Source organism: Helicobacter saguini (assembly GCF_000762875.2).
GTDB classification, from domain to species: domain Bacteria; phylum Campylobacterota; class Campylobacteria; order Campylobacterales; family Helicobacteraceae; genus Helicobacter_A; species Helicobacter_A saguini.
Genome location: NZ_JRMP02000021.1, coordinates 1 through 14,966 on the forward strand (window position 1 = coordinate 1; position 14,966 = coordinate 14,966).

Sequence of the window (14,966 nt, forward strand, 5' to 3'; positions counted from 1 at the left end):
TAAAAGTTTTTTATTTTGCGAAGCCTTTATCGGCGAAAAGATTTCATTTTTTCGGTAATTTTTTGCTCCCCATTTTATATTTAGCTTTTTATTGCTTACCTTTTCAAAAATACTAGCTAATTCTTTCAAACTATATCTTTTAGAATTTTCTATGCTAAAAATTTGATTATTTATAATCTTTTTATTCACACAAAGATTTATTAAAATATCAAAAGCATTAATTACATCATCAATATGGCTTAAATCAATAAGCTGTTCGCCCTTGCTCATTTCTAAGCATTTCGCACCCTTAGCCCATAAATTAAAAATTTTATTCCTAGAATCATTTGCACCATAAGTATCATAAAGTAGTAAATGTGAGAAAATAGCGTTAGGAAATTCTTGTGAATAACACAAAGTAATATCGTAAAATCCTTGCTTAGTCGCCGCATATAAATTCACAGGATTATAACTCCTTGCATTTGCAAACTGATACATACTAAGTGTATTTATAAAACATTTAAAGTTAGGAATTTTAGAATTTTTTTTGTTATTGCGAGTTTCTATGTTAGTAGTTTCACCCTTTTTGTCATTGCGTAGCAAGTCGTGGCAATCTATTTTAGATTCTATCTTTTTAGATTCTATAGAATCTATATTTATAGAATCTTGCAAACTAGATTCTATAAACTGCCTTAAAGCTTCCAAAATCTCCACGCCCAAAGTGATATTAGATTCTATCAAGTCCTTAATTTCCGCACTGCCAAAATGAGAAACACAAGACGCCGCCAAGTGCAATACACAATCAAAATCTTGCGTTTTAATAAACGCACATAAATCATTTAAATCCCCACCATATCGATAAATCTTGCAGTATTGTTTTATAGAATCTACCTTGCTTCCCTTACGCACTAATGCGAAAAAATCATATTTGTTATGCAACTTTTTCACAACATTACTCCCCACAAACCCACTAGCCCCCGTAATTAGAATCTTAAGCCTTTTAGATTCCATAACCTTTTCCCTTTATTTAAAATAAGTCAAAATTGTAACGTATTTTATTGAATTTTTAATGTTTTAATTCCCTAAAAAGTGAAAGCCACTCTTTGATGATTACATCTTTGCTAAAGTTATTTTTTATGAAATTTATGCCATTTTGTCCCATTTTATCACGCAAGTTTTCATCATTCATAAGCGTTTGTAAGGCATTGCAGTAGGCGTTTTCATCGCTATCTTGCACTAAGATTCCATTTGATTTGTTCGCATTGATAGAATCTTTAGAATCTTTGGAATCTTTTGACGCGTTAAATTGCGTAATATCCGCGAAACAATCCCTAATCGTAATAATGTCGTAAGCCACAAGCGGCAGCCCAAAGCTAGCAGCCTCCAAAAGCACCATCGGTAGCGACTCGCTGTGGCTGCTCATCGCATAAATCTGTGCGTGCAAATAAGTCGCGGCGACATTGCTTGTGAAATCGTGTAGTTTTATAGAATCTTGCAAATTCAGCGCGTTGATTTGCTCTTGCAAAATGCCCTTTTGACCGCAGTCCTGCCCTATAATCTCAAGTCGCCAAGTTGGATTATTTTTAGCGATTTTGCTAAAAGCATCTATCAATCGTGGAAAACCTTTGTGATTTGCTTTTGCTTCCATTCGCCCAAGGGCGATGATTTTTTTTATTTTTTTGGAATCTTCTTTGGTATCTTTTTTAGAATCTTTTGTAGAATCTTGCGTGTTTTGCAACTTAGATTCTGTATTTTTTATAGAATCTTCTCGCAAAATTTCTCGCGCTTTTCTAAAATCATCAAGAGATTCAAAGGGCTTTAAATCGTGTTTAGAATCTTGCGTGGCTTTAGATTCCAAAACCTTAGATTCTAATATAGAATCTAAATTATCCACAAAAGGCATAGTTGGTAAAAAGTTAGGAATTTTGATACATTTATCACTATAAACTTTCCATTTATCTAACTCAGCCTGATTCAAAAATACAATCTTATCATAAAAATTATTCTTACTTTTCCACTTTTTTATCACCATGTGCATAATCTTAATATACTTCGTGCCACGCGTCTTAAATCGCGGATAAAGCATAGAATAATGCGACTCAATCACAATATCATAGTTAGGAAATTTAGAATTAAATCGTAAATTAATTATAAAATGTCGAGTTAATCGCCAAAGCACTCGTTTAAGCCCTTTCTCATTTTCATGCACATCAGCAAACTCGTGCAAATACGCTAATTTCACACGCTTATCAAGCGGAAACGCCACGCTTTCACTATTTTTATAATACGACATTACGCAGATTTCAAAGCCTTCAATCTTGCAAAGCTCATTTGCCAAATTTGTAACGACACGTTCGCCCCCACCACGATAAGATACATCATGCAATGTGAATAAAATTTTCATTGTTTCCCTTTGTTAATTTTTTATAGAATTATAGAATCTAAATTCAAAATTACATATAGATTCTAAAAAACATTACATTTTCATACATTTTTTCAAAAAAATTTCAATATTTTATAGAATCTAATTTATATTTAAGTGTTTTTTTACTACAATTAAAAGTTTTGATTTTTTAACGTGAAAGAAACCAAACTTAAAGGAGATAATATGGCTGAAGTCAAAAGGCGAGATTTTCTTGGCATGGCTTTAGGTGGCGTGGCAGGCATTGGTGCTATCGCGTCTTTAGTCGCTATGAAAAGGACTTGGGACCCGCTACCTAGTGTTGTTTCGGCTGGATTTACCACCGTTGATGTGAATGGAATGGCAGATGGCGAGATACGCGATACCCAGTGGCGTGGAAAGCCTGTGTATATTATGAAAAAGCGTCCTACTGATGAGATTGAAGCTGCACGCGACTTTGAGCTTGGCGGGGCGTATTATAGCATCGGTATTAAGATTTGCACGCATTTAGGCTGCATACCAAATTGGAAAGAGAGTGAAGGGTATTTTCACTGCCCATGCCATGGTGGGCAATTTACAGGAAATGGCGTAAATATGCCAGGCACACCGCCGCCGCGTCCATTTGATATACCGCCATTTGCAGTCAAAGGCGAGAGCACTTTGGTCTTAGGTGAAAGCGGTAAAGAGTATCAAGCAATGGTTGATGCCGCGCCAAAAGCGTAATATTGTTTTAAAGGGAGATGATATGGCACATGTAAGAAAGGCGAAGAACTTGGCTGATTGGTTTGACCAACGGCTTTCGACTAATAAGTTTTTTGAAGTGATGATGACTAGGTATTGGATACCTAAGAATATAAATTGGCTATGGGCTATGGGCGTTGTTTTGACCGCGCTTTTTACGCTTTTAGTTGTAAGTGGAATCTTTTTACTTATGTATTATAAGCCTGATGAGAATCTAGCTTATGATTCTGTAAATTTCACTATTATGCAGGAAGTGGCGTTTGGTTGGCTATGGCGGCATATACACGCTGTGGCGGCTAGTATGGTATTTGTGATTATCTATATTCACATGTTTGTGGCTATTTATTATGGCTCGTATAAGAATGGACGTGAGATGATATGGATTACAGGTATGATACTATTTGTGTGCTTTAGCGCGGAAGCCTTTAGCGGATATATGCTACCTTGGGGGCAGATGAGCTATTGGGCGGCTGCGGTTATTACTAATCTTTTTGGTGGTATCCCCTTAATTGGTGCTGATGTCGTTGAGTGGGTGCGTGGGAATTATGTCGTGGCAGATTCTACACTTACACGCTTTTTTATGTTGCACGTATTTTTAATGCCTGTTATCATTATGATATGTATCGCGGTGCATTTTTATGCGTTAAGAACTCCGCACGTAAATAACCAAGAGGGCGAAGAAATCGACTTTGAAGCGGAAGCTAAAAAGTATCTAGCAGGTGATAAAAAGGGTGCAAAAGTTATTAGATTCTGGCCTGACTTTTTGTGTAAAGATATTTTTATCATTTCGCTATTTATGATTCTATTCTTTGCATTAGTGTGCTATCACTTTGACTTTGCTATGGACCCTATTAACTTTGAGAGAGCAAATAACCTTGCTACACCAGCACACATTTATCCAGAGTGGTATTTCTTATGGAGCTATGAAGTGCTGCGTGGAATCTTTTTTAGTGCGAACTTAGGGCTTATTTTCTTTGGTATAGCACAAGTTGTATTCCTACTTTTGCCTTGGCTAGATAGGAGTAATGTGGTAAAACCAGCACATAAACGACCCGGATTCTTAATATTCTTTATATTATTAATCATTGACTTAATCGTGCTAACGGTATATGGAAAGCTCCCACCAGATGGCAATGCGAAATACATAGGACTTGTAGCTTCGGTTAGTTTCTTAATCTTGCTATTTGTAGTGTTACCATTAGTAACTAGTGCGGAAAATAAAAAAGGAGGTGCGCAATGAGAGATTTAAAGATTTTTATTATCGTGGCTTTCATTATCGGCGTGATGTATTATGGCGTTGAGCCATTAGCACACCACGCAATGCACCCTGATACTGCACCTAGCGATTATAAGTTTAGGGATTTAGAGAAGTTTGGTAAGTTTGACTTTAGCGCAAAAGACGCTGTGGCTGGTAAGGAAGCCTTTGTAGAAAACTGCGCATCTTGCCACAATATAGCAAGTCAAAATGACCCAGCATTAAATATGATAAATCCAAAGCTAAGTGCTGGAGCGGTCGTGCGACCTGATTTATCAAATGCAGGGCTAATCTTTGATGAGCAATTCTTAGCGCATTTTATAAAAGACCCTGTGCGTGCGACTTTGCTAGACGCTAAGTTTATGGTATCTTGCGATGGACTAGATGAAGCAGCGGCTGCTACTTGCGAAGAGCGTAATAATGGTAAAGAGAGCTATCCTATGACCGCTTTCACTTACCTAGATGACGCGACAATAGTTAATATCGTAGCATATTTGCAAAGTATCGCACCAAAAAGCCTAAGTGATAAAGAAGTCTTTATCGAAGCATGTAGCCGCTGCCATAGTGCTGTGTATGATAAGAATCAATATGATTCTAAGTTTTTCGCACAACATAACGCTATGATTACTCCACTAATTGACAAGGCTAAAGCGGCTGGAAGTGATGACGCATTTATGGAATCTTTAGATGATTCTAATAAGGCTTTTGTAGAATCTTTAATCGGCTATGCGAAGTTGCATGATAAACTTGCACTAAGTGAAGCAGAGATTGATGAGCAGCTAGATTCTATAAATGCTAAGACTTTGGCTGATTTTGGCGGGGCGGCTACGTTACTACAAAATTCGCTTTTAGAATCTAAGTTTGTTAAGGCAGGATTCCAAGCGGGAACTCCAGCCGCTGAGGTAAAAGGCTACTTAGGAAATACGCCCCCTGATTTATCAATGATGATTAGAAGTAAGGGAGCGCACGAACTAGCGGCATTTATCAATAATCCGCAGAAAATCCCGCTAATTGACATTCAAAAAGCGGTGGTAAATAAGCTAGTAAAAGATAAACAGCAAGAAGAAATCGCCGCACTTGACCCTAATATGGAATCAAGCACTAAAAAAGCGAGAATTAAAGAGATTATGCTAAAAGACGCAACCGCGTATGGTGTGAGCCTGCCAGCCAACACAGCTAAGAGCGAGTGGCAAAGCGAAAATGACTACACAAATATGGCACGTGAAATGAATACTATGCCTTTTGGTAAGTCAATGCCGCGTGTGGGCTTAACAGAATCTGCCGAACATCAAGTAATAAGCTATCTTGAGACAATCGGTGATAGCAAAAAAGCCCAAAGAGATAGCTTAGGCGTGTGGCTTGTGGCATTCTTTGTAGTCCTTGCAGCCCTTGCATATATGTGGAAAAATCAAATCTGGCGCGACTTGCATTAATTTGCAATTATTGCCGGGATTTAGATTCTATGATTTGCATTAGCAAGTCATTATAGAATCTAGATTCTATAAATAACTTTTTTTAATAATTATTTTATAAGTATTAAAAAAGGTTAAGTATTGAAATTTGTAATTTTTTTGTTATTTTCTTTTATATTTTTGAATGGGGAAGATTCTGTAAATTCTAATATAGAATCTAAAAATATAGAATCTAAGTCGCTAGATTCTAAACGTATAGAATCTAATGACGAAAAATCGCGCTTTTTAAGTGGGGATATTAATTTGCTAAGCAAAGACGCCATTTTTAGTGTGAATAATGTTTCAGCGCCCCTTTTTGAAAAAACAAATTTTAAGCTTTTTATACATATTATAAAAGAGCCAAGTTTGGAAAATGCTAACTTTTATGGTAGAGAAATTAGCCAAAATTCTAATATGGAATCTAATATAGAATCTAAAAATACAGAATCTAATTTGCAAAACTTAGCAAAAGATTCCAAAGAAAATATAGAATCTAATCCACAAAATGCAATAAAAGATTCCACACAAATAACACAATCCACCACTCAAGATTCTAAAAAAAATATAGAATCTAACACCCAAGATTCCATAAAACAAACAAAATCCCGCAAAGAAATAATACAAGATTATGAAAAAGAATTTACTTCACACATTCGCGGTGAATACGCAGTTATTTTTTTATTTTTTGATGATAGCTACATCGACATCAAAAGCAACGCATCCTTTTTAGATTCTAAAATAATAAAAAACTTACTCGAAGACTACGCATATCCATATCTCCCGGCTGAAAAAGTCGGCAGCGAAAAATACATTGACGGCGTAAATGAAGGCTTATCAAATGTGTATCTAGCCACCGCCCACACAATCGCAGGCTACTACAAAGTCAAACTGCAAGCCCCAAAACCTATGGAAAAGCCCAGCGAAGCCACAAAAGTCGTAATCTACATTATGCTAGGCATCCTAATCGTGCTTTTCGTGCTTGTCTCAAACGGATTTTTAGCAAAAAAGGATAAAAATGTCACCAAAAAATAAAAAAAGTCTCTGGCCTATCGGTATTTTGCTCGTTATTTTGCTGGGCGTCATTCTCATTATTGTTAGCGTTCGCATTTCAAAAATGCAGAGCATCGACCCTAGCCTAACTTATGGTATGAAAAAAGTCGATTTAGACACGAAGGCAAACGCACTTTTGGAAAATCAAAATAAGTTTGAGAGCGAATACGCCGCATTTGTGGGCGTAAATAGCAAGGAAATTTTGCCAGATTCTAAAAAATTTAGCGAGTTAAAGGGGGCGTATTACACATCGCCTGTGCCAAAAGATTTGCCAAATTCTAAATATATGCTGCATGGAAATGATAGCATTTATATAATTTTTGAGCCTAAAAGTTCTAAAATTGATAACTTAGTAAGCAATATAGAATCTATTAGCCTGCAGGCTTCACGCATCTTGCCTGATGATAAAAATATGGAGCGGCTAAATTTCAACACCGAGCTAAACACGCACGAGAGCGATAAGCTAATCTATGTCGCACATAATATTACCTTGCCGCACAAGGGCTATTATGAAGTGGATTTCATTATAAAATTAAAAGATAATGAGAATGAAGTGGTGTTCTCAAAATGGTTATTTAATAATTGAAAAGTTAGAAAATTTGAAATGTTTGAAGATAAAATGATAAAAAAGACGAGTTTAGATTCTAAAAAAAAATATAGTAAATTTATAGAATCTAAGCCTAACTTTTTCCCTAAAAAAGTTACAGATTCTATAAGTATTTCGCATTTGAAAAATTCATTTGAGTTTGATATTGTTTTCAAAAATAGCGTATATTTTCATAAAAATTTTTTGACAATTAATGCAATGCGAACGAGCGACTTTAGCTATAAAATACGTAATAAAAAGCAAGGAAGAGTTATAGAATCTAGTATTTTACTAGGCTTTAGCATAAATAAAAAAGTAGGCAAAGCAAACAAACGCAATCTAATCAAAAGACGCCTAAAAGCAATAATGCAAAACTTAGTAAAAGAAAAAAAACTATACAATCTAACCCTTATTTTTGTCGCTAGAAAAGAAATCTTAAATTTAAGTTTTACCGACTTGCAAAATCATATAAACTACAGCCTTAAAAAACTAAATCAAATGCTAAGTAAAAATTCTAAATTTAATAAGTTATAAAGATTTAGATTCTAAAAAATAGAAGTTTTTAGATTCTATAATATTACTTTTAGTATTTATGATATAATCTTTAAAACAAAATATAAAGGATGAAATATGTTTCAGTATAAGTTGGTTTTATTTGGTTTCCCAGATTTATGTAGAGATTATGATGATGTGTTATTGCATTTAAAGCAAGTTCCACCGCAAAGAGCATTAGTGGAAACTTTAGAGCAATGCTATCTAATAGACATGAAAACAGGGGAAAAATATGACATATTATATGATGAAAAAAGCTTATATATAAAGGATTTTAAAGCTCCTAATGAAACAGCATTAAAAAGTTAATTATTAAGATATGCTATATTTTTTCTCTAGCTATAGAATCTAGCTCTTTTAGAATCTGTAGTAGGTTTTTTAGTTTGTTTAGCTCAATCATATTTGGTCCATCGCTAAGGGACTCCGCTGGGTTAAAGTGCGTCTCCATAAAGTAGCCATCCACGCCCACAGCAGCAGCCGCTTTGGCAAGATATGGGACAAATGAGCTATCACCACCACTTTTCCCACCAGCAGCCCCAGGCATTTGCACGCTATGAGTGGCATCAAAAATGACAGGGGCATAGCGACGCATAATCACCAAAGAGCGCATATCCACGACAAGATTCCCATAGCCAAAGCTACTACCGCGCTCAGTGAGCCAAACTCCATATTTTTGACTTAGCGAATTTGCATTATTATCAAAATCATCATTTTTTATCTTAGAATCTCTAGTTTTTATAACTTTTAAAACGCTATACTTCATATCCGCTGGGTTCATAAACTGCCCCTTTTTGATATTGACCTTTGCCTTAGTTTTAGCCGCTGCGACTAGCAAGTCAGTCTGCCGACAAAGAAACGCTGGAATCTGCAAAATATCGACTACATCAGACAAGGGTGCGGCTTGATAGCACTCGTGAAAATCAGTGATTAGCTTGTAGCCAAAATCCTTTTTTATGCCCTCAAAAAGCTTTATACCCTTCTCTAAGCCAGGACCACGAAAGCTATCAAGGCTTGTGCGATTTGCCTTATCAAAGCTCGCCTTAAAATAAAAATCAATTGTCTTATCCTCATTTGCAAACTCCAAAGCCTTGGCTATCTTGTATAAATTTTTTTTATTTTCAATCACGCATGGACCACTAAAAAGTATCATTTTCCCTGTCCTTTCAATAAATTTTAATGAAATTATAGAATCTAAAATAGAATTAATGGAAAAAAATTATTAGATTCTAAAGATATTCTTTATATTTCTCTTTTTATAGTATGTTTTTTTTTTTTTTTGTCTAAAAAGTTTGCGAAAAAGATATATAATTTGTAATTTTAATGTTAAAATACATTTTTATTTTGCGGTTTTTAGTTTAGATTCTAAAGGGGTTTTTATGCGGTTAAAGTGTGTTTTGGCTGGTATTTTTGCGGTGATTTTGGGCTTGGGAATTATTGCGTGTAGTGATTCTGCTGATGAAATTGATAAAATGACAAGTGGGGAAGTGGGCGTAAATGTGCAGCCTATTATTGTTTTTAAAAAAGATGTAATAGATTCTAAAAACGCATATACGCCACGAAGTGAAAAATTTAAGCTAAATAATAAAGAAATTACCGCGCACTATGTTTTTACAAATAATAATGAGCTAAAAATAATCCTACCGCAAAGTTTAGAATCTAGCACTGATTACACCTTAGAAGTGCCGCTAGATTCTATATCTAAGGCTACTAAGGCGGATATTAAAAGTAGCAAAGTTGCCATAAAATTTAAGACAGAACCAAATACTTTGAATATAGAAAATATGAGCTTTGATAGCTTTGATAGTGATAAAAATAAGGCTAATTTGATAGCGGATATAAAACTATCAAGTAAAAGTGATATTGATAGTATAAAAAAGGCTACAAAAATTGTAGATTCTAAGGGTAAAAATATCGATTTTAGCGTAAGTATAAAACGCAATGAGTTTGAATATAGCGAGAAAAGTTCTAGATATTTTATTATAAAAAGTAGTGAGCTAAATCGCAGTGATAACGAAGATGTTAGCTATACAATTAGCTTTGATTCTAAGATTTTGGGACTGCGTAATGATGTAAAAGATTCTATAATGCTTGTAAATAATAATGACTTAAGCGTTGTAAATGCTAGTGGAGTTAGTGGTGAGTTTCCTAGTATAAATATTAATTTTTCCCAAGATTTAGCGATGGAGAAAAACTTAAAAGATTTTATAAAAGTAAGCCCTGAAGTAAAATATAGCGTGGCTCAAAGTGGCTCTTCGATATATCTAAATGGCAGTTTTGAAACGAATGTAAATTATGAAATAAAGATTCTAAAAGGGCTAAAGGCAAGTAATGGCAAGGCGTTTTTAAAAGAAGATTCTATACAAAATGTTGAGATTAAGGATATGCCTAGTAAGATTATCTTTAGCTCTCAAGGCGTATTTTTACCGCAAGGGGCAAATAGAAAGCTTAGTTTTAAAACTATGAATATAGATAAAGTCGGTGTGAAAATCACACGCATTTATCCAAATAACCTAACGCAGTTTTTCTACAATAATGACTTTAGCGGAGATTCTAACAATCAAGCGTATAATATGTATTATGGTATCAATCGCATAGGCGATGAAGTTTTCAAAAAAGAATATGATATAAAAGAAAATAAGAAAAATACGTGGATTCAAAGTGAAATAGATTTAAGTGAAATGAAAAATAAAAGTGGAATTTTTATCGTAGAAATCGGTGAGCCATATCCAAAGGCTAATACAGAATCTAATGTAGATTCTAACGATGAAGATATGGAATCTAGCCCACGATATTATTATTATGATGATGACGACTATGGCTATGGCAGTAGCGACTTTAAACAAAGCGTAGCAAAACATTTAGTCTTTTCTAATATCGCCTTAATCGCGCAAAAAGGAAGTGACAAACTAAATATCACAGCGATAAATATTACAAATAATACCCCAGCAGGTGGCGTAAAAGTCTCACTAATAAATAGTAAAAATCAAGCAATAGAATCTAGAGTAACTAATGCTAGTGGTGAAGTAGATTTCGCCCTTAAAAAGCAAGAAGTATTATACATTCTAGCAGAGCAGGGCGAGAATAAGACAATGTTGAAACTTCGTGAAAATAATGCGCTAAGTTTTGAAGGCTTTGATGTTGGGGGCGAAGTGGCAAGTAATGGCTTTAAAGCCTTTATCTACACTGATAGAGATGTATATCGCCCCGGAGATTCTATCCATTTTAATGTGATTGTAAGGAAAGAAAATAAGCCTATTGATAAAGCTCATCCTATATTTTTAAGTCTAAAAGATTCTACAAGAGCAGATATTCTAAAGGAGCAAAGTATAGCTCAAAATAATGGAATCTACTACTACAGAATCGATACGCCAAAGAATGCAAATACAGGCGTTTGGAATGCTACTATTGATATAGGTGGAAATAAATTTTATAAAAAAATAAGTATAGAATCCTTAGCTCCAGATAGAATCAAAGTTGCTATAAAGGCAGAGAATAAAATAAATCTAAAAGATTCTAATAATCTAAAGGTGGGCGTGCAAGGTGATTATTTATTTGGCTCACCTGCTAGTGATTTAGAATATGAAGCAGAGATTTATTTTAGAGCGAGTCCTTTTAGTAGTAAAAAATATGTAGGATATACTTTTGGTAGTGGTAGTTCAAATTATGATTTTAGAAATAGAGTTGAAAAAAGTGGGAGCTTAGATTCTAAAGGATATGCGAGTTTTGATTTAAGTCTAGATTCTACAAAAGAGCTAGATTCTAATGCAAAGGCAATAGTATTTGCAAAAGTGTATGAGAAAAGTAATCGCTTTACTAAAATAGGCAAAGAAATTGAATTAAATAAATATGATAGCTTTATAGGACTAGGCAATAATGGCTCACAGATTATGACAAATAAAGAGATTTCTATCCCTGTAATCGTGCTAGATTCTAAAGATTCTAAGTTAATTAGTGGGAAAAAGCTAGAGTATAGAATCTATAATAATGAAAAGTCGTGGTGGTGGGATTATGACTATTATGACTCATATAGTAGTATAAAAAGTGATAGTGATTCTGTGTTAATTGCTAGTGGGGAAATAGTTAGCGGGGAAAAGCCTGTATATTTAAAGCATACATTTAAGCAAAGGGGCGATGTAACCATTGTTGTAAGTGATAAAGATAGCGGACAAACAAGTAAGATAAAACTTTATGCTAGTGAATTTGGTGAGCCGCTTAGCCCAAAAAATATAACGCAACTTAGAATAATGAGTGATAAATCTCAATATAATAAGGGCGAAGTAGCAAAGGTTAGCTTTGAATCTTCTGCTCATTCTAAAGCCTTAATCACTATTAATAAAGATGGCAAGATTCTAAAAAGAATGTGGAAAAACGCTGGGGCTGGTGTAACAAATGTGGATATTCCCTTAGATGCGGCTTATACGCCAAATGTATATGTGAATGTAGCTTTACTGCAAGATTATAATAACACTAATGATATGGCACTTCGCCTTTATGGTAGCATTCCTTTGAGCGTAAAAGATTCTAGCACTGATATAGGATATAAGATAGACGCGCCAAGTGAAATTCGCCCAAATGCTGATTTTGAGATTAAAATTAGCAGTGATTCTAAAAAGCAAAGCAATTTTACTTTAGCAATAATTGATGAAGGGCTACTTAGTCTAAGTGGTTATAAAAGTCCAAATGCGTGGAAATATTTTTATGCTAAAAATGCAATGCAGCTTGATACTTATGATACTTATGACTTAGTAATAAATAAAACCTTTGGAAAAGTGCATAATATCTTAAAGGCTGGTGGTGATTATGCTGATGATGATATTGACTTAAGCAGTGTAAGAAATGATGATGAAAAAGCGGATAGATTTAAGCCTGTGGTGCTTTATACCGCTCCTAGCGTTACAGATTCTAATGGTAATGCTACATTAAAATTTAAAATGCCTAGCTATATAGGAAATGTGCGTGTAATGCTAGTAGGTGTAAATGATACTGCTTTGGGGCAAGCAGATTCTAATATAAAAGTTAGCGCGCCAGCTGTAATGCTACCTACCTTGCCACGCTCTTTGAAAATAGGCGATAAATTTACATTGCCCATCGAAGTATTCGCAACAAATGAAAGTGTAAAAAATGCAAGTATAAGTATAGAATCTAAAAATAATCTAGTGCGTTTTGATAAGAAAAATGTAAGTGTGGATTTTAGCTCATCTTCTAAGGAGTCTAAGACTATATTTTTTGAAGGTGTAGTAGCAGATTCTATCGGCATTGATGATATTTCTATTACGCTAAAAGCAAATGATTTTACTATGATAGATTCTACACAAATTGACGTAAAAGCGATAAATCCATATACGCAAAGTGTGGATAAATTTATCCTAAATGCTGGTAAGAGTTTGAATCTAGAAGCCCCAAAAAGTTTTGTAGCTAAATCAAATAGCGGTTTTATAGAAATATCTAGCTTTCCATATTTAGCTTTTAATCATCGACTTAGCTATCTAATGGGCTATCCGTATGGCTGCATTGAGCAGACCACATCCGCTGTTATGCCACAACTTTTCTTAGATAAACTTAGCAATGCAAAGTATATTGATAAAGCTAAGATTGCTAAAAATATAAACGCCGCCATTGCTAAGATTCAAAGACATCAAGTGTATAATGGCGGCTTTGCCTACTGGCAAGGCGGTCGCACTGCTGATAGCTGGGGAAGTAACTATGCTGGACACTTTTTATTATTAGCAAAAAATAATGGTTATAGCGTTAGTGAAGCAATGCTAAAACAATGGCTAAATTACGAAGTAAATTATGTTAAGGATAATAAAAGCGATATTATTAGAATCTATTCGCTATATTTACTAGCACTTGCTAAACAACCACAAATCGGTATAATGAATACAATTTATGAACACGATTTAAAATCGCTAGGAAATGTAGAAAAATGGCTACTAGCCGCCACATATAAACTCGCAAATATGGGAGATATGGCAACTAAAATTACAAAAGATTTAAGCATAAATGTAGAATCTAAAAGCGATTATTATGGATATACTTATGGTAGCAATCTGCGTGATAAAGCCATCATTTTACTAGCATATAACACGATTTTTAACAAGGCTAGTGAATCTTTATTCAACGATATTACAAAAGATATAGAATCTAAAAAGTGGCTAAGTACGCAAGAGACAGGCTACGCCCTTTTAGCCTTAGGTAATATTAAAGAAAATGCGATGGATTCTATGCTTAAATTTGATATTAATGTGAATAATAAAAAGGAAGCAATAGCGGAAAATGCAAGGTCGCTGCGATTTGACTTTGCAAGTGGTAAGGCTAGTCTTGAATCTAAAAGTGATAAAGATTTATATGTGATTCAAAGCTGGGAGGGCATTTCAATTGAACCGCTGAAAGAAGAGGCTAAGGGCTTAAATATCAAACGCGAATTTTTAGATAATAATGGTAAGGCTTTGGATATTTCTAAATTAAAAAGTGGTGATAGCTTTTGGATAAAGCTTAGTGTAAGTGCGACAGATTCTATATCAAACGTGGCGTTAGTGCAAGGAATGCCAAGTGGTTGGGAGATTGAAAACTTGCGATTTAGTGGTAATATAGAATCTTCGCAAGATTCTTATGATGATACCGAAAGGGCAAATCCTACTAGCACCTTGCCTAGCTTTGTAACGCCTAGCTCTATTGCCTACACAGACATAAGAGATGATAAAATAATGTGGTTTTTTAATCTAGATTCCGCTTATAACTTAGATTCTAATTCTGGCGTTGGCTCTGTTAGCGGTTCTAAATTTGCTAAAGTCGTATTTGCTAAAATAAATGTAGTAACCCCAGGCGATTTTACACTGCCCCCTGCTACTGCCGAAGCAATGTATAATAACAACTACACCGCCACCACAAATACCCAAAAGGTAAAAGTCACTTCAAAATAACCCAGAATCTAGATTCTATAAATTTCCT

Annotated in this window: 11 protein-coding genes; 8 read left to right on the forward strand and 3 right to left on the reverse strand. The window is 34.6% G+C overall.

Annotation, left to right across the window (positions count from 1 at the left end; all coding sequences use genetic code 11):
* Together LS64_RS10415 and LS64_RS10420 are read right to left on the reverse strand one after the other, a co-directional pair.
* Window positions 1-990, reverse strand: a 990-nt coding sequence (locus tag LS64_RS10415; RefSeq protein ID WP_138127337.1) for an NAD-dependent epimerase/dehydratase family protein, incomplete at its 3' end; no start/stop codon positions are given.
* A gap of 55 nt (window positions 991-1,045) precedes the next feature.
* Window positions 1,046-2,383 (reverse strand): glycosyltransferase, encoded by a 1,338-nt coding sequence (locus LS64_RS10420; protein WP_034571362.1) that lies wholly within the window; start codon window positions 2,381-2,383, stop codon window positions 1,046-1,048.
* Window positions 2,384-2,587: 204 nt separating this feature from the next.
* On the opposite strand from LS64_RS10420, the gene petA reads away from it, so the two are divergent.
* From petA to LS64_RS10455, 7 genes are all read left to right on the forward strand, one after another.
* On the forward strand, window positions 2,588-3,103 hold the full coding sequence (petA, locus tag LS64_RS10425) for a ubiquinol-cytochrome c reductase iron-sulfur subunit (protein WP_034571365.1): 516 nt from the start codon (window positions 2,588-2,590) through the stop codon (window positions 3,101-3,103).
* 22 nt (window positions 3,104-3,125) lie between these two features.
* On the forward strand, window positions 3,126-4,361 hold the full coding sequence (locus tag LS64_RS10430; RefSeq protein WP_034571368.1) for a cytochrome b: 1,236 nt from the start codon (window positions 3,126-3,128) through the stop codon (window positions 4,359-4,361).
* On the forward strand, window positions 4,358-5,809 hold the full coding sequence (locus tag LS64_RS10435) for a c-type cytochrome (protein ID WP_034571371.1): 1,452 nt from the start codon (window positions 4,358-4,360) through the stop codon (window positions 5,807-5,809). The genes LS64_RS10430 and LS64_RS10435 overlap by 4 nt, the downstream gene beginning before the upstream one ends.
* 120 nt (window positions 5,810-5,929) lie before the next feature.
* The gene (locus tag LS64_RS10440; protein ID WP_034571374.1) at window positions 5,930-6,859 is read left to right on the forward strand and encodes a hypothetical protein; all 930 of its coding nucleotides are present in this window, start codon (window positions 5,930-5,932) and stop codon (window positions 6,857-6,859) included.
* Complete coding sequence (locus tag LS64_RS10445) at window positions 6,843-7,463, forward strand: hypothetical protein (RefSeq protein ID WP_034571377.1); 621 nt, start codon at window positions 6,843-6,845, stop codon at window positions 7,461-7,463. The genes LS64_RS10440 and LS64_RS10445 overlap by 17 nt, the downstream gene beginning before the upstream one ends.
* A gap of 18 nt (window positions 7,464-7,481) precedes the next feature.
* Complete coding sequence (gene rnpA / locus LS64_RS10450) at window positions 7,482-7,997, forward strand: ribonuclease P protein component (protein ID WP_237416279.1); 516 nt, start codon at window positions 7,482-7,484, stop codon at window positions 7,995-7,997.
* A 96-nt stretch (window positions 7,998-8,093) separates the two neighbouring features.
* A complete protein-coding gene (locus tag LS64_RS10455) occupies window positions 8,094-8,324 on the forward strand; it encodes a hypothetical protein (protein WP_034571380.1) in 231 nt (76 codons plus the stop codon).
* 13 nt (window positions 8,325-8,337) lie between these two features.
* On the opposite strand, the gene kdsA is transcribed toward LS64_RS10455, so the two are convergent.
* Window positions 8,338-9,183: a 3-deoxy-8-phosphooctulonate synthase gene (gene kdsA / locus LS64_RS10460; RefSeq protein WP_275051264.1), complete on the reverse strand. Its 846-nt coding sequence runs from the start codon at window positions 9,181-9,183 to the stop codon at window positions 8,338-8,340.
* 208 nt (window positions 9,184-9,391) lie between these two features.
* Between kdsA and LS64_RS10465 the strand changes: the two genes are divergently transcribed.
* Window positions 9,392-14,938 (forward strand): alpha-2-macroglobulin family protein, encoded by a 5,547-nt coding sequence (locus LS64_RS10465; protein ID WP_052062670.1) that lies wholly within the window; start codon window positions 9,392-9,394, stop codon window positions 14,936-14,938.
* The last annotated feature ends 28 nt before the right edge of the window (window positions 14,939-14,966 follow it).

Coding starts and splice junctions, on each gene's coding strand:
- LS64_RS10430 (WP_034571368.1), top strand. CDS start 3,126: ATGGCACATGTAAGAAAGGCGAAGAACTTGGCTGATTGGTTTGACCAA.
- LS64_RS10420 (WP_034571362.1), bottom strand. CDS start 2,383: ATGAAAATTTTATTCACATTGCATGATGTATCTTATCGTGGTGGGGGC.
- LS64_RS10445 (WP_034571377.1), top strand. CDS start 6,843: ATGTCACCAAAAAATAAAAAAAGTCTCTGGCCTATCGGTATTTTGCTC.
- petA (WP_034571365.1), top strand. CDS start 2,588: ATGGCTGAAGTCAAAAGGCGAGATTTTCTTGGCATGGCTTTAGGTGGC.
- LS64_RS10435 (WP_034571371.1), top strand. CDS start 4,358: ATGAGAGATTTAAAGATTTTTATTATCGTGGCTTTCATTATCGGCGTG.
- LS64_RS10455 (WP_034571380.1), top strand. CDS start 8,094: ATGTTTCAGTATAAGTTGGTTTTATTTGGTTTCCCAGATTTATGTAGA.
- LS64_RS10465 (WP_052062670.1), top strand. CDS start 9,392: ATGCGGTTAAAGTGTGTTTTGGCTGGTATTTTTGCGGTGATTTTGGGC.
- rnpA (WP_237416279.1), top strand. CDS start 7,482: ATGTTTGAAGATAAAATGATAAAAAAGACGAGTTTAGATTCTAAAAAA.